Annotated in this window: 15 protein-coding genes; 10 read left to right on the top strand and 5 right to left on the bottom strand. The window is 53.2% G+C overall.

Going from position 1 to position 14,145, the window contains the following annotated elements:
* Positions 1 to 4 precede the first annotated feature (4 nt).
* Positions 5 to 811, top strand: a complete 807-nt coding sequence (locus tag J2I46_RS08070) for a molybdopterin-dependent oxidoreductase (RefSeq protein ID WP_207328494.1) — start codon at positions 5 to 7, stop codon at positions 809 to 811.
* A 41-nt stretch (positions 812 to 852) separates the two neighbouring features.
* On the top strand, positions 853 to 1,605 hold the full coding sequence (locus J2I46_RS08065; protein ID WP_207328493.1) for a DUF1223 domain-containing protein: 753 nt from the start codon (positions 853 to 855) through the stop codon (positions 1,603 to 1,605).
* A gap of 33 nt (positions 1,606 to 1,638) precedes the next feature.
* Here J2I46_RS08065 and J2I46_RS08060 read toward each other — a convergent pair whose 3' ends face one another.
* The 3 genes from J2I46_RS08060 to J2I46_RS08050 all read right to left on the bottom strand — a co-directional run bounded on the left by J2I46_RS08060 (position 1,639) and on the right by J2I46_RS08050 (position 4,629).
* The gene (locus J2I46_RS08060; protein ID WP_207328492.1) at positions 1,639 to 2,790 is read right to left on the bottom strand and encodes a cysteine desulfurase family protein; all 1,152 of its coding nucleotides are present in this window, start codon (positions 2,788 to 2,790) and stop codon (positions 1,639 to 1,641) included.
* Between the two features lie 149 nt (positions 2,791 to 2,939).
* Positions 2,940 to 4,001: a toast rack family protein gene (locus J2I46_RS08055; protein WP_207328491.1), complete on the bottom strand. Its 1,062-nt coding sequence runs from the start codon at positions 3,999 to 4,001 to the stop codon at positions 2,940 to 2,942.
* A 103-nt stretch (positions 4,002 to 4,104) separates the two neighbouring features.
* On the bottom strand, positions 4,105 to 4,629 hold the full coding sequence (locus J2I46_RS08050; protein WP_207328490.1) for a PspC domain-containing protein: 525 nt from the start codon (positions 4,627 to 4,629) through the stop codon (positions 4,105 to 4,107).
* A 272-nt stretch (positions 4,630 to 4,901) separates the two neighbouring features.
* On the opposite strand from J2I46_RS08050, the gene J2I46_RS08045 reads away from it, so the two are divergent.
* Complete coding sequence (locus J2I46_RS08045) at positions 4,902 to 5,972, top strand: serine hydrolase (RefSeq protein ID WP_207328489.1); 1,071 nt, start codon at positions 4,902 to 4,904, stop codon at positions 5,970 to 5,972.
* A gap of 31 nt (positions 5,973 to 6,003) precedes the next feature.
* On the opposite strand, the gene J2I46_RS08040 is transcribed toward J2I46_RS08045, so the two are convergent.
* The gene (locus tag J2I46_RS08040) at positions 6,004 to 6,729 is read right to left on the bottom strand and encodes a copper homeostasis protein CutC (RefSeq protein ID WP_207328488.1); all 726 of its coding nucleotides are present in this window, start codon (positions 6,727 to 6,729) and stop codon (positions 6,004 to 6,006) included.
* 341 nt (positions 6,730 to 7,070) lie between these two features.
* On the opposite strand from J2I46_RS08040, the gene J2I46_RS08035 reads away from it, so the two are divergent.
* Together J2I46_RS08035 and J2I46_RS08030 are read left to right on the top strand one after the other, a co-directional pair.
* Positions 7,071 to 8,105 (top strand): DUF6807 domain-containing protein, encoded by a 1,035-nt coding sequence (locus tag J2I46_RS08035; RefSeq protein WP_207328487.1) that lies wholly within the window; start codon positions 7,071 to 7,073, stop codon positions 8,103 to 8,105.
* 124 nt (positions 8,106 to 8,229) lie between these two features.
* Positions 8,230 to 8,889 carry an ABC transporter ATP-binding protein gene (locus tag J2I46_RS08030; protein WP_207328486.1) on the top strand — a complete coding sequence of 220 codons (660 nt, stop codon included), beginning with the start codon at positions 8,230 to 8,232 and terminating at the stop codon, positions 8,887 to 8,889.
* A gap of 311 nt (positions 8,890 to 9,200) precedes the next feature.
* Here J2I46_RS08030 and mce read toward each other — a convergent pair whose 3' ends face one another.
* Positions 9,201 to 9,629 carry a methylmalonyl-CoA epimerase gene (mce, locus tag J2I46_RS08025; RefSeq protein WP_207328485.1) on the bottom strand — a complete coding sequence of 143 codons (429 nt, stop codon included), beginning with the start codon at positions 9,627 to 9,629 and terminating at the stop codon, positions 9,201 to 9,203.
* Positions 9,630 to 9,771: 142 nt separating this feature from the next.
* On the opposite strand from mce, the gene J2I46_RS08020 reads away from it, so the two are divergent.
* The 5 genes from J2I46_RS08020 (at position 9,772) to J2I46_RS08000 (ending at position 14,124) form a co-directional block, all read left to right on the top strand.
* Positions 9,772 to 10,098, top strand: coding sequence for a HesB/IscA family protein (locus tag J2I46_RS08020; protein ID WP_207328484.1), 327 nt, complete (start codon positions 9,772 to 9,774; stop codon positions 10,096 to 10,098).
* Positions 10,099 to 10,224: 126 nt separating this feature from the next.
* The gene (locus J2I46_RS08015; RefSeq protein WP_207328483.1) at positions 10,225 to 11,064 is read left to right on the top strand and encodes a sensor histidine kinase; all 840 of its coding nucleotides are present in this window, start codon (positions 10,225 to 10,227) and stop codon (positions 11,062 to 11,064) included.
* A complete protein-coding gene (locus tag J2I46_RS08010; protein ID WP_207328482.1) occupies positions 11,046 to 11,702 on the top strand; it encodes a response regulator transcription factor in 657 nt (218 codons plus the stop codon). The genes J2I46_RS08015 and J2I46_RS08010 overlap by 19 nt, the downstream gene beginning before the upstream one ends.
* Before the next feature lie 78 nt (positions 11,703 to 11,780).
* On the top strand, positions 11,781 to 12,473 hold the full coding sequence (locus tag J2I46_RS08005) for a hypothetical protein (RefSeq protein WP_207328481.1): 693 nt from the start codon (positions 11,781 to 11,783) through the stop codon (positions 12,471 to 12,473).
* Positions 12,460 to 14,124 (top strand): S8 family serine peptidase, encoded by a 1,665-nt coding sequence (locus J2I46_RS08000; protein WP_207328480.1) that lies wholly within the window; start codon positions 12,460 to 12,462, stop codon positions 14,122 to 14,124. The genes J2I46_RS08005 and J2I46_RS08000 overlap by 14 nt, the downstream gene beginning before the upstream one ends.
* The last annotated feature ends 21 nt before the right edge of the window (positions 14,125 to 14,145 follow it).

The raw sequence follows: 14,145 nt of genomic DNA, 5'->3' as shown, positions 1-14,145 counted from the left end.
ATCGATGGAAACGAACGAACAAGAACCTCATATGCCCGAGCGCGAGGAGCTGACTACTGACCAGCAGATTCGTCGCCGAACCATCAAATCGTTTGCCTGGTTCGGCCTGGCCAGTCTAGTGCCCGTCGGCTTCTGGAAGTATGTGTCTTCGCAGCCCAAAGAAGGCAGTATTCCGGCACCACTACGGGCGATCCTGAACAGCAATGAACAGGTGGCTAACATGTATTTCTCAAACCAGCACCTGGCCCCCACCTTCGCCTTGGACGAAGCCGCCAAAAACGTTCGGATCAACGGTCGAGAAGGCCTTCGCAGCCCACTCGATCAGGCAACCTGGCAGCTTCAGATTCAGCAACCTGGCCGCGACAACCTGACGCTTAGCCTCGACGATGTTAAAACCTTGCCCAAGTTTGATCTGATCTTCGATTTCAAATGCGTGGAGGGCTGGAGTCAGGTGCAGCATTGGGGCGGGGCACGCCTTGCTGATCTGATCACGCACTACAAACTGGGCACCCGTACGGGCCAACCCGCTACAGGCGAAGCCGACTATTTCAATTACCTGGGCATGGAAACGCCCGACAAAGGCTATTACGTTGGCCTCGACATTGCCAGTGCCATGCACCCACAGGCGCTGCTTGCCTACGAAATGAACGGCGAGCCACTCGCCGACCTGCATGGTGCGCCGCTCCGACTGATTATTCCGGTGAAATACGGCGTAAAGAACCTGAAACGCATTGGCACCATGACCTTCGCCGACGAGCGCCCACGCGACTTCTGGGCCGAACGGGGTTATGATTACCACGTGGGCCTGTAGGTAGGTTGCCAGTCAGCTGCATTGTTCAGACAACAAACGTTATGAAACTCAACATTCTCTTCATCAGCAGCTTAGCCTTCTTGGCCCTAGCTGCTGGTAACGTACCCAACTCTACAGATACAACCACTCATCCAGTTGCCGTCATTGAGTTGTTTACCTCGCAGGGCTGTTCGAGTTGCCCGCCTGCCGACCGGCTGTTGATGGAAACGGCTACCAAGGCCGCCGCTGCCAACCAGCCGGTATATGCCCTGTCGTTCCATGTCGATTATTGGGATCGGCTTGGCTGGCGCGACCCATTCAGCGATGCCCGCTTTACAGCCCGGCAACGGCACTATGCCCAGCAGTTGGGCCTGAAAACGGTGTATACGCCACAGGCGATCCTGAACGGAAAGCAGGAATTTGTCGGGTCGAACCGGGATCAATTAACCAGTTTGCTGGCTGTTGCCCTTAAACAGCCTACTCCCGTCAGGATACGTGTTACAACCGCTCAAAAAGGGCAATCGGTAGTGGTTGATACGAAACTATCAGGTACGTTGGCAGGCGCAGTACTGAATGTGGCGCTGGTTAGCAATTTAGTACGTACGGCCGTTAATCGGGGCGAAAACACCGGAAAAATCCTGACGCATGCTAACGTAGTGCGTTCTTTTGTTACCGTTCGCGCTACGGAGTCGGGGCGGGTTCGTTTGCCCATGCCAGCTAATTTCGATCCGGCCAGCGCAGCCGTGATCACGTACCTGCAGAACGAGAAAACATTGGCTGTTCTGGGCGCCGAACGAACACCACTAAGCCTGTAAAGCACCCATTCGTAGTGTAAGCAGACACTTATTTCAGATTGACTGATAGGTACGTAACCGGTCAACGACGGTCACTACGTGGCTGATTGCCTGATCGATATCGGCATCGGCAGTAAATCGGCCAAGGCTAAAGCGGACGGAGCTATAGGCCAGTTCATCAGAAAGGCCCATTGCTTTTAGTACGTGCGACGGATCGGTGGATGCGGCCGTACAGGCAGAGCCGTTTGAAACGGCGATTTCGTTCAGGCTCATCAGCAGCGCCTCGCCGTCGACATTGGCAAACGCCAGATTACTTGTGTTGGGCAACCGATGCGCCCGAGTACCATTTACCTGTACGTCAGACAGACGAGCTGTTAGTCCCGATTCAAGCCGATCGCGCAGCCTAGCTACGCGCACTGCTTCCTCGGCCAATTGTGTCTGTGCCAGCTCAGCAGCTTTTCCCATCGCCACAATGCCAGGTACGTTCAACGTACCTGACCGACGAGCCCGTTCGTGACGGCCGCCGTCCTGTTGCGCAATGAGCGGTGTTTTTTGCCGAACAAACAATCCGCCAATGCCTTTGGGCGCGTAGAATTTGTGGCCCGAAAAACTAAGGAAGTCAACGGGGAGCCGGGCAAGGTCAATGGGCAGTTTACCCACAGCCTGTGTGGCATCTGTGTGCACCAGGATATTGCGTTGCCTGGCCAGCGCGGCAATTTCGGTGAGGGGCTGAATGACACCCGTTTCGTTGTTGGCGAGCATCATTGAAATCAGCAACGTACCTGGCCGAAGGGCCGTTTCAATCTGTTCGGGCGAAACCAGTCCCTCTGAATCAGGCGTCAGGTACGTTACCTCGGCGCCTAGTTGTTCCAGATGCAGGCAGGTATCCAGACCGGCCTTGTGCTCGGTGGCAACGGTAATGATGTGGTTACCTCGGTGGCTGTTTGCTTCAAACGCCCCTTTCAGCGCCAGGTTGATCGACTCAGTGGCACCGCTCGTGAACACCAGTTCGTTGGGTAGCGCACCAATCAGCGCAGCAACCTGCCTGCGTGCCTGTGCTACGGCCTCTTCGGCTTTCAGCCCAAATACGTGTGTTCGCGAGGCTGCATTCCCAAAATGCATGGTCAGGTAGGGCAACATCGCATCCAGTACACGCTGATCAACGGGGGTGGTGGCGTTATAATCCAGGTAGATCGGGTAAGTCATCTGAGCAGATATGGTTCGGCAGTGGCTATTTTCAGGATACATATCAGTTGCCCGAAAACGGCTGGTCTATTTCCTAACACGGAAAAGCCGCCCTACTGTTCAGTTGAGCGGCTTTTGTAGAAAAAGGCAGGATATTAATGGTGTTGAGATTAATAACGGGATACGTTCAGGCTCGAAAGGCCACCGTCGTAGCGGATGGTAATCTTTTTGGTCGAAGCGTTATAGTTTGGGCTCAGGTACGTGCTGCCCCCCACTTTAGCGAAATCATCATCGATCTCCGTTGAATTAAGGCCACCATCAGTCGTGATTTTAACACCTACCGATTTCGGCACTCTGATTTTCACCGACGCCATGCCCGACGAAATTTTCACGTCTGACTGAGCCGCTTTGTCACCCAGGCGAAGGTCGAGGCTGGCAGCACCGGCTTCTACTTTCAGCGTTTTCACGGCATAACGGGTCAGATCAAAATCGGCGGCACCGGCGCCGAAGTCCATCTGCATATCCCAAAGCGGGCCTTCGTTCAACTTAACAACCACTTCGCCAAAATCGGAGTCGCCGTCATTGTCGAACAGGCTGATGTTTCCGTTGCTGCCTTTCGCAGGCGATAACCGAACCGTTGGCACCTGAGCTACATTGCGGTCTATGCTCATGCTGTATAGGTTAATGGCTTTAGTGCGGGCGTCGATCAGCTTGGGCGTGGTATCGTCCATCCGAAATTTTGCCGCGCCACCTTCCAGCACAAATCGGGCCTCGGCAGGCGCTGGCGTGGGCATATCTTCCATAAATGCCCCCGACCGCAGGTGCCGGTTTTCCCGATCACTATCATCGTCGTCATCGTCGTCATCATCCATGTTCATCGACGGTGGATTGGGGGTATCTGGTGCGTCGGGCGGGCTTGGCGGAGATGGTGGTGAGGGTGGATCGAAACGCATCGAGAAATCATGCCTATTCCGATAGTGGTGATTTCGCCCAATGTAGCTGAAGAGCCAGAAAGGTAAGGCTACCGCCAGAAGGCCCGTGGCAACCACCGACATAACCGGCGTAGACGTTCTCAGCATAAGCGCTACACCGCCTAAAATGAGCAGAATAGGCCAAAGGGTACGGACGAAGTACCAGTCGGGCATTGGAAACAGGTTCCAGTTTCGGGCCAGAAACAACACGCCAAGCGTGATGAACGTTAGGCCCCAGAATAGGTTACGATGTGATTTCATGACGCTTAGCGTTAGCAGTTGGCAGTGGCAGTTGGCAGAGCTTCGCAACAGTTAACGTACCTGAGCGAAGCCCTGCCAACTGCCACTGCCAACCGTTAGCCGTTTATAACTGATTAATAGGCCGGTTAGGATCGTAGGGATCGTTGGACGGCGGTGTTGGTGGAGTTACCGGCGGCGTTGGATCGCTGTCGAGGTAGCTGGTCGACGAGTGATCTGCCCGACGATCACGATCTTTAAGAATCAGCCACGCACCGCCGCCAATCAATAACAAGGGCCACACATCGCTGAAATCGATGTCAGTGTAGCGTTCGAGCAGGGCGAAAACGCCGATGATGATCAGTACAGCCCCTCCGATGAGGTTGCCACGTTTTTGGTCAGTAGACGACATAGAAAAAGCAGGATTTGAGAAGATAGTTGATTGTGTTTGTGATGAGAAGCCAAACCGGCGTTCGGGTACCACGATCCACAAGATAATATACAGAATGAGTGCAGGTGCCGAAGGAATGAAGATTCCTGCCACAAACAGTACCCGGATCAGCGTCCGATCTATGTTGAAGTAATGGGCCAGTCCGGCCGCAACGCCCCCGATCTGTGCTTCGTCGAGGTATCGTTCCAAACGTTTTTCCATGTCAGTAGGTGTCTTCTGTTGAAGTACATACCAAACGTACGGGGTCGGTGATGAACGGCAAATGGAGTTGGTAAGAACGGGTGCCGGTTTTGATGAAGGGGCTTTTTTAACGTTAGTTGGTAATACATAGTAGCGGGCAATAGATTGTTTACAATTGAGTAAGGTATTGTTCTGTCCTTTTCCCGCTGATGGGCCTGTGTGGCCATTTATCAAAAGTGCTTCAGGTACGTTATCTGTTTGGTTGATCTTCAATCACTCAATCGGCCACTCCTATGCGTACACAGTTACTCTACTTACTTTTGCTGTCGGCAACGTACCTGGCCGAAGCCCAGCCAACCAGCCCTGATGTGGTGGTCGATTTCATTCGGGCCAATCCAACCCGGTCTGCACTCTACGTTATCCGTAATGACACGGTACAGATCCAGTTGCGTCCCGATCAGACAATGCCGTTGGCAAGCGCAGTCAAAACAATCATCGCCATCGAGTTTGCCCGGCAAGCCGCCGCCGGCAAAATCAATCCCGCCGAACGCATTCCCCTTACCGACCTGGATCTGTATTACCTGCCCAACACAGACGGCGGTGCACATCCCGGCTGGAAGCAGTGGCTGTCACAACGAAATCTGATCGAGAATGAGACGGTGGCCCTGCTCGACGTGGCCAAAGGCATGATTCAGTTCAGTTCAAACGCCAATACCGAATACCTGCTGGATAAATTGGGTACTGATACGGTCAACGCCAGCCTAAAGATGCTGCACCTACCTAACCACGACCCGCTATATCCGATCGTGTCGGCACTTTTTCTGTACTCCGTGCCACCCGCCAATTCGGCAAAGACCGTCGACGAGACACGCAGGTTATCAGCCAAAGCATATCGTGCCAAATGCCAGGCCATTCATAACCGCCTCAAGCAGGATAAGGATGGCTTGTTTAAACAGTCATTTATATTTCCCGACATGGCTTTGCAAAAAGTATGGTCAGACCGGCTACCTGGTTCAACGGTGCGTGATTATGCGTCGGTGATGCAAAAGATCAATTCACGCACTTATTTTCCTCCCGCCGTTCAGACCATACTTGACTCAATCATGGAGTGGCCATTCGCAGTGAATCCTGCCAACAAGGGCGTGTATACCCACCTGGGTATGAAAGGCGGCTCAACGGCCTTTGTGCTGACAAACGCTTTCTATGCCGAGACGCTAAAAGGTAATCGCATTTCGGCCGCCGTTTTTTTCAACAACCTCACCCCTGATGAATTCCAGTTACTGAGTAAGGAGTTCAACAACGTCACAATTCGCTGCATCGGCAAAGCGCAGTCGGCTGCAATGGCAACTGCGTTGGCGAAGTAGCTGGTCCGGCATTCCTGCAGACCAGCGTCGGCTACACGCTTTCAACCACTGCTCGAATGGCCGCCTCACTACTTTGAAAGCGTTCATATTCGCCGGGTATACTACTGGCCATAGGTACGTTCTCGCGCCGGAATTGCATCGGGCTTTCGGTTGTCACACTCCCGCTCAAGTGCAGCGCCGTTACACCCGTCCGGGCTAGCTGCACGGCGTTTCGTCCGTTCACGCCAGATCCGGCCATGATGGTTATTCGGCCAGCCGCCTGATTGGCCAGAGCCTCCAGTAAAGGCAATGCCTCGATTGCCCGGGGCTGCTGCCCTGATGTAAGTACGTTGGCTATACCGAGGTCGATCAACTCGTCGAGCGCTTTTTGGGCATCGCTGGTTAGGTCAAACGCGCGGTGGAAGGTGACAGGCAACGGGCTGGCACACTGAATCAGGTGGCGCGTGGTATCGCGATCGACGCGGCCATCGGGCAGTAACGTACCCAGCACCACGCCATCGGCCCCCGCCAACCGAGCCACCTCGATATCTGCTTCCATCACAGCGATTTCAGAAGCGGAATACACAAAATCGCCGCCCCGGGGTCGGATCATTACGAAGATTGGCAACGAAATGGCCGCCCGTACCTGACGCATCAGCCCCAGGCTGGGCGTCAACCCACCTTCGGCACGAGCCGAACACAGTTCAATTCGATTAGCTCCGGCCTGTTGCGCTGCCAGGCAGTCGTCAACAGAGTAAGCACAGACTTCAATGAGCATGGGTAATTGGTTAACTGGTTAGTTGGTTGACTGGTGGATTGGTTGGCTGGTTAGTTGGTTAACTGGTTAGTTGGTTAACTGGTTAGTTGGTTAACTGGTTAGTTGGTTGACTGGTTAGTTGGGGGGCTAGTTACTTGGTTAAGAGTCTAGTAATAGTAGCTGCCCTCAAAAAGGAATTGCCCAACTAGGTAACCAGCTCACCAGTCAACCAATTAACCAATTAACCAGCCAACCAATTAACCAGCCAACCAGTTAACCAGCCAACCAATCAACCAGCCAACCAACAGGTAGAACACCCGGCGTTTCCGGTTTCTATGGATACAAATAACCAACCAAAATCAATGCGTCTGTCAAGTCTTTGCCTCGCCTCGCTTCTGATTCTTTCCATAGCTGCCACACCGCCTAAAAAACAACGCGTTACGCTGAAACGGGAAACTGGCCGTGTGGCCGTGTTTGTGGATGGGCAGCTTTTTACGGCGTACATCTACCCCGGTGCCGACGTGCTGAAAAAACCGGTGCTTTACCCTATCCTGACAGCCACCGGCAACCCCATTACCCGTGGCTGGCCAATGGACCCGCGCCCGGGCGAACGTGTTGACCACCCGCACCACGTAGGTTTATGGTTCAATTATGGCGATGTAAATGGGTATGATCTATGGAATAACTCGTCGGCAGTTGATCCCAAAGGCATGTACGGTACGATCGTGAATACCAACATCGCGCGTTTAAATGAAGCAGGTGACCACGCCGAACTAACCGTCGAAGCCGATTGGCAGGATAGAGATGGTAAACCGATGCTGCACGAAACGACACAGTTTACGTTCTCCGCTGACGGGGCTACGCGCCGAATCGACCGGAGCACAACGCTCAAAGCTGTTGCTGGCGATGTCGTGTTCAAAGACAACAAAGAAGGTATGATTGGCCTGCGTGTAGCCCGTCAGCTGGAGCACCCGTCTACCAAGCCTGAGCTGTTTACTGATGCTTCGGGAAAAGCAACTGCCGTGGCTAAGCTCGATAATGAGGGCGTAACAGGTAAATACCACAGTGCTATGGGCATAGACGGTGATGCCGTCTGGGGAACCCGCGCTCCCTGGGTTACGCTCACAGGTACGTTGCCCAAGAATGAACCCGTCGCCGTAACGATTATCGACCATCCCGGCAACCCCGGCTATCCAACCTACTGGCATGCTCGCGGTTATGGCTTGTTTGCCGCTAATCCGATGGCACCAAGCGTTATGTCGAGCGGAAAAGATGCGCCGATGAACTATACGCTGAAAGCTGGTCAGTCGGTCACGTTTCGGCACCGGCTGCTCATCACCCCATCGGCAGAATCTGATCAGGCATTAAATAAGGAAGCGGCAACCTTTGCGAAATAAGCTATCGGATTTGGGATTGCGGATTTGGGATTTGCTCCGCTGGATATAATCCCGAACCTAAGCGGAGCAAATCCCAAATCCGCAATCCCAAATCCCAAATCCGATATCTGCGTACCTTTGCGTAATGTCGCTATTAACCGCCTCCAATTTACGGCGCGCCTACGGGCCGTTACCTGTACTGAATGAAGTAAGTCTGTCGGTAGCGGCGGGTGAAGTTGTTTCTATTGTAGGTGCTTCGGGAGCGGGCAAAAGTACCCTGCTCCATATACTCGGCACACTCGACCGGCCCGACTCCGGTACCGTTACCCTGGCTGGTCAGGACGTTTTTACGTTGAACGACACGCAACTGGCCAAGTTTCGCAACGAGCAGATCGGGTTCATCTTTCAGTTTCATAACCTGCTTCCCGAGTTTACGGCCCTGGAAAATGTATCGATTCCGGGTTTCATTGCCAACCGGAATGAGCGGGAGGTGCGGCAACGAGCCGAGCAGCTGCTGGCCAAACTGGGGCTAACCAGTCGGCAGGGGCATTTCCCATCGCAAATGTCGGGTGGGGAGCAGCAGCGGGTAGCAGTAGCCAGGGCACTAATCAACCAGCCTGCCGTTGTGTTTGCCGATGAACCCAGCGGCAACCTTGATTCGCGTAACGCCGAAGAACTCCATCAACTCTTTTTCGACCTGCGCGACGAGTTTGGCCAGACGTTCATCATCGTCACCCACAACGAACCATTGGCGGCCCTTGCCGACCGAACCATTACCCTTCGGGATGGGCAGGTCGTTTTGTAAAACCACTACTCATCCGTATTTCCCAGCCACTGTCTAAGTAGGTATCCTTAACGTACACATTGACGTTTGAGGATAATCGCTTACCTTAATCTGAGCTATTTTTAAATTTTATTTACATTCACTGCTTTGATAATTAGCTAGTTACACAAAGCCGATAAAATTTTTATCAGCACTTGAACTGAATAATGAAATTTCTGCTTTATACTTGTATCGAAAAGAAAAGTTTTTCATAACGTTGAGTAAATCAGAAAGCCAAGGGGGAATCTCGCTTGGCTTTTTTGTGTCTTGTCGGGTAGGGTTACTCACCCCGCTCATTGGCCTTCCAGGGGCCGTTCCTGGCACAGCTCGATCAGGACACCGTTGGTTGTTTTAGGGTGCAGAAAACACACCAGCTTATTGTCTGCACCAGGCTTAGGCGTTTCGTTGAGGAGCACAAAGCCCTCGGCTTTCAGGCGAGCCATTTCAGTCACGATATCGGTTACCTCAAACGCCAGGTGGTGAATGCCTTCGCCGCGCTTTTCCAGGTACGTTGCAATGGGACTATCAGGCCGGGTTGGCACCAGCAATTCGATTTTGGTTTGCCCGGAACCATTGTTGAACCGGAAAAAAGAAGTCATTACCCCCTCCGACGTAACTTCTTCCGATTTATAAGGCTGTGTATTGAACAGGCTCGCAAACAACGCGTTGGAAGCCGTCAGGTCACGAACGGCAATGCCGATATGTTCTACGTTAGTAAACATTGTCAGGAATATGAAAAGTGGAGAATAAGCGGAATCATCTGTTCGGTGCTGTCTCCATGAACTTTTCCCTGAGCCCAGACCGTTTTTACTGAAAGGAACGATACACGGTTATTGTTCCGCAGACATTTTACTCACTGATGCCATGGTAACGGTAACGGAACAAGCCAAAGATAAGATTGTTGAACTGCGCCGGAAAGACGGCCTTACCGATGACTTTGCCATTCGGGTGGCGGTACAGGGTGGCGGCTGTTCGGGCCTGATGTATGAACTCCAGTTCGATACAGCCCAGCAACCAACCGACCATATAGTTGAAGACAAGGGCATCAAGATATACGTAGATCGCAAAAGTCTGCTTTATCTGGCCGGCACTGAACTCGATTTTTCAGACGGACTGAACGGCAAAGGGTTTCAGTTTAAAAACCCGAATGCATCACGTACCTGCGGGTGCGGCGAGAGTTTTGCCGTGTAAATGAGACCGTTTACACTGTTTTTTATACCGAATAAGTGAAGTGACCGCCCTAAAGTTGTAATACGCAGGGCGGTCATTTATTTTTAGCAGGCCACTACTAGCTCTTACCCTGTCTTGGATCCGTACATGAAGTTATACATAGCCGTGGGGTCGGCAATGTTGTTGATGATGACCATGTTCATCATCCTCTTCGTGGCATTTTACCAAAACCGGCAGGTACGTCATCAGTTGGCGCTCAACGAACTCCGGGAAGCCTACCGCAAAGAACTGATGGAGGCAACCTTCAACGGACAGGAAGTGGAACGCCGCCGCCTGGCCCGTGATCTTCACGACGAAATCGGAACAATGCTGTCTGTTACCAAACTAAGTCTGAACCAGTTGGAACGTAAGCTGAGTGACACCGCCGAGAATAGTCTTCAGGTACAGAAAACGCGCTCGCTGCTCGATGAAACGATGAGCAATGTGCGGCGAATCAGCCGGAACCTGGTACCCACTACACTCGAACGGTTTGGCCTGCTGGCTGCCATTGAGGAACTGACCGAAAAAGCAACCGGGCCCGATGTATCGGTTTTGCTGGAGTCGCCCAATACGCTGGAGCGAATAGCGCCCGCCCAGGAATTGATGTTCTACCGGATTGCCCAGGAGTTGATCAACAATGCCATTAAACACGCCGGTGCAACACAGGTTGAGGTGCAGTTTGTCTACCTCGACGATTCGGTACGGATGTCGGTGCTCGACAATGGGCGCGGATTTGATTATGATGAAGCGGTGAAAGATCGACGGAGTGGCCTGGGACTACGTAATATCGAAAGTCGCCTGTCAGTAGTTGATGGGCATGTCACCTTTGATGTAGCACCGGGACGTGGTTCCCGCATTCACGTTCAAACACGCCTGCACACGGCTCCTTCAGAAGAAATAGTGAGTAGTTCAGGCAATGGAGAAAGACAATGGCAAAGATTAAACTAGCGCTTGTAGACGATCACAACCTGTTTCGGCGCGGTATTGCTTCGATTCTGGGGCAGGTGGCTGATTTTGAGCTGGTGCTTGAAGCCAGTAATGGCCAGGAATTTATCGACAAAATTCCCCGGCGTATGCCCGACGTTGTTTTGCTCGACCTACAAATGCCCGTTCTGGATGGCACCGCTACGGCCGACTACCTGCGCGAAAACTACCCCCTCATCAAGATCATTGTGCTGACCATGCACGATGAAGACCGGATGGTGTTGCACCTGCTCGAAAAAGGAGTGAGCGGTTACCTGCTGAAAGATTCTGATCCCGACGAGGTGGAAAAGGCAATTCGGAAGGTGATGGACGAAGGCGTGTACCTCAATGAGTTTGTTTCCCGGGCCATGCTTCGGAAAATGACCAATAAACCCGCCGTCGTGAAGCAGTCGGCGCTGTATAACAGCAAGATACTGCTGTCGGAACGCGAAAAAGAAGTCCTGAAACTGATCTGCGAAGGCATGTCGACGGCTGAGATCAGCGACAAGATTTTTCTGAGCCCACGTACTGTAGAGGGGCACCGACTACGGATTCTGGAAAAGACCGGCACTAAGAACACCGCCGGTATGGTAGCCTACGCCTTCAAGAATGACCTGGTGTAGGAATCGCTGAGTACCAATTGCAAATGCTCATCGAATGGATGAACTTTGTACAGGCTCATCTGCCCGTTCACGCCATTCATGCTTCGCCTTTCTGCCCTGCTTGCCTCATTTTGCTGGTTAGTTCTCCTCTCCTGCAATTCGCCGGAAACGGCCGCTCCCAACGTTGGCCTTGATTATATGCCACTAACTACGGGCCGGTTTGTCATATACGACGTAACAGAACAGCGCTACTCATTGACAGCCGCGCCCGTTACCAGTACCTATCAGCTAAAAGAAACGGTTGGGGTCAGTTATACGGATGTAACAGGACAACCCGCTTTCCGCCTGCAACGCTTCCGCCGCGCCAATGTACAGGCCCCCTGGCAAATCGACTCCCTCTGGACAGCCCGCGTTGACAGCCGCATGGCCATACGTACCGAAAACGGCGCCGACTTCGTCAAACTCATCTTCCCCCCTGCCGAACGCAGTCGCTGGAATGGCAATCTGTTCAATCAGTTTCAGGAAGATATCTATGAACTGCGGAATGTACATCAGCCTTATTCGGTTGGTACGCAGACATTTGCTGAGACAGCCACGGTGCTGCAACAAAACGACTCGACCCTCGTTTCACAAGACAAACGCGTTGAGGTATACGCCCGGCAAGTTGGCCTGGTGTATAAAGAAACGGTGCAACTTCAATTCTGCTCGTCAACTCCTTCCTGCGTAGGAAAAGCACAAATCGATTTTGGCGTTCGCCGGTATGTCCGGTTAGCTAGTTATGGAACAGAATAAGGCAACTCCGCTGCGAATTAAGTCCTTTTTACTAGGCCTTGCCCTGTTGTGTGGCGTTGCCCAAACGGCGCAGGCGCAGCGTGTTGGCCAATACCTGCTCCTGTTTCGAGACAAAGCAGGTACGCCCTTCCAGACTAATCAGCCCGAAAAATTTCTGTCGCCAAGGTCAGTGTTGAGGCGGCAGCGCCAGCGTATTTCCATTACCGAGCGTGATCTGCCTGTGTCACCCACGTATGTACAGGGGCTTCGAACCGCGGGGGCAAACGTGCTCTATACGTCGCGCTGGCTTAATGCGGCTCTGGTTGAGGCAAGTATGGCGCAGCTTTCGGCCCTACTGGCCCTGCCGTATGTACAGGGGCTGGAAACGGGCCGGGTGTTGAACAATGCCCGATTAACACCCGCTGACGGGCCACTAGCTACTGTACAACACGCCGACAAATTCGGGCAGTTGGCTACGGTACCAGCCTACGGCGCCTCGGATTTCCAATTACGGCAACTGGGCGTTGATAAGATGCACGACCAGGGTTATCATGGCGAGACTATGCTGGTGGCTATTCTCGATGCGGGCTTCCTGCGGGCCAATCGTGTTGCGTTTCTGTCCTCCCTTTTCTCGGAAAACCGCGTGCTGGCCACCTACGATTTTGCCGATCGGGAAGCCGACGTATATGATGACGACGAACATGGGCTGAACGTCTTATCGATCATGGCAGCCGAAGCACCAAACCAGTTGTACGGCCCTGCCTACAAGGCAACGTACCTACTGCTCCGTACGGAAGTAGCCGCCTCTGAAAACCCCGTTGAAGAGGCCTACTGGCTGTTTGGCGCCGAATATGCCGATAGTACCGGCGCTGATATAATCAACTCGTCGCTAGGCTATACCACCTTCGATAACCCTGCCGACAATCATTCATATGCCGACCTGACGGGCGCTAAAACGCTGGTTAGCCGGGCTGCCACCTGGGCTGCCGACGCGGGCATGGTTGTGGTTGTTTCGGCCGGTAATGAAGGCAACAGTTCATGGCGCACCATTGGCGCACCCGCCGATTCGCCCGGCGCGCTGAGTATCGGCGCCGTTGACCGGAATGGTGTGCTGGCCCGATTCAGTTCTGTGGGGCCAACGCCCGATGGCCAGTTAAAACCTGATCTGGTGGCGCTGGGGCAGGGCACCACGATAGGTACGTCGGTGGGCAGTATCAGCACCGGCAATGGCACGTCATTTTCGGGGCCGCTGGTTGCGGGGCTTGCTACGGGTTTCTGGCAGGCATATCCGGGTCTTTCGGCAACGCAGGTACGCAATCTGCTCCGACAGTCGGGCTCGCAGGCCGACCGGCCCGACACGCAGTATGGTTACGGTATTCCCAACTTCGAGCGGGCAGGTACGTATGCAAATGCACAGCAAACACTGGCCGTATTTCCAAATCCGTTCACCGAGGCGGCTCCCCTCACTATAACCCTGGCCGACAGTGAAGTAACGCAGCCCCTTTCGATCCGACTAACCGATTTAGCCGGACGAACCGTTTTTCTTCGTAATTACACCACTAGTCAAAACGGGCTATTGTCGATACAAGCCTCTGATTTACAGTCGGGTGTATATATTCTTTCGGTAACGACGCCAAACCACACGCGAACATTGCGGCTGTTGAAACGATAGATGCGGTAAATTCGCGGTCAA

This window comes from Fibrella forsythiae (assembly GCF_017353175.1).
GTDB classification, from domain to species: domain Bacteria; phylum Bacteroidota; class Bacteroidia; order Cytophagales; family Spirosomataceae; genus Fibrella; species Fibrella forsythiae.
Note: the sequence above shows the minus strand (reverse complement) of the source record. Positions and strands in the feature narration are given on the sequence as shown.

Bases quoted from the DNA above. Each gene is read 5' to 3' on its own strand.
- J2I46_RS08070 (WP_207328494.1), top strand. From the start codon at position 5: ATGGAAACGAACGAACAAGAACCTCATATGCCCGAGCGCGAGGAGCTG.
- J2I46_RS08065 (WP_207328493.1), top strand. From the start codon at position 853: ATGAAACTCAACATTCTCTTCATCAGCAGCTTAGCCTTCTTGGCCCTA.
- J2I46_RS08060 (WP_207328492.1), bottom strand. From the start codon at position 2,790: ATGACTTACCCGATCTACCTGGATTATAACGCCACCACCCCCGTTGAT.
- J2I46_RS08055 (WP_207328491.1), bottom strand. From the start codon at position 4,001: ATGAAATCACATCGTAACCTATTCTGGGGCCTAACGTTCATCACGCTT.
- J2I46_RS08050 (WP_207328490.1), bottom strand. From the start codon at position 4,629: ATGGAAAAACGTTTGGAACGATACCTCGACGAAGCACAGATCGGGGGC.
- J2I46_RS08045 (WP_207328489.1), top strand. From the start codon at position 4,902: ATGCGTACACAGTTACTCTACTTACTTTTGCTGTCGGCAACGTACCTG.
- J2I46_RS08040 (WP_207328488.1), bottom strand. From the start codon at position 6,729: ATGCTCATTGAAGTCTGTGCTTACTCTGTTGACGACTGCCTGGCAGCG.
- J2I46_RS08035 (WP_207328487.1), top strand. From the start codon at position 7,071: ATGCGTCTGTCAAGTCTTTGCCTCGCCTCGCTTCTGATTCTTTCCATA.
- J2I46_RS08030 (WP_207328486.1), top strand. From the start codon at position 8,230: ATGTCGCTATTAACCGCCTCCAATTTACGGCGCGCCTACGGGCCGTTA.
- mce (WP_207328485.1), bottom strand. From the start codon at position 9,629: ATGTTTACTAACGTAGAACATATCGGCATTGCCGTTCGTGACCTGACG.
- J2I46_RS08020 (WP_207328484.1), top strand. From the start codon at position 9,772: ATGGTAACGGTAACGGAACAAGCCAAAGATAAGATTGTTGAACTGCGC.
- J2I46_RS08015 (WP_207328483.1), top strand. From the start codon at position 10,225: ATGAAGTTATACATAGCCGTGGGGTCGGCAATGTTGTTGATGATGACC.
- J2I46_RS08010 (WP_207328482.1), top strand. From the start codon at position 11,046: ATGGCAAAGATTAAACTAGCGCTTGTAGACGATCACAACCTGTTTCGG.
- J2I46_RS08005 (WP_207328481.1), top strand. From the start codon at position 11,781: ATGCTTCGCCTTTCTGCCCTGCTTGCCTCATTTTGCTGGTTAGTTCTC.
- J2I46_RS08000 (WP_207328480.1), top strand. From the start codon at position 12,460: ATGGAACAGAATAAGGCAACTCCGCTGCGAATTAAGTCCTTTTTACTA.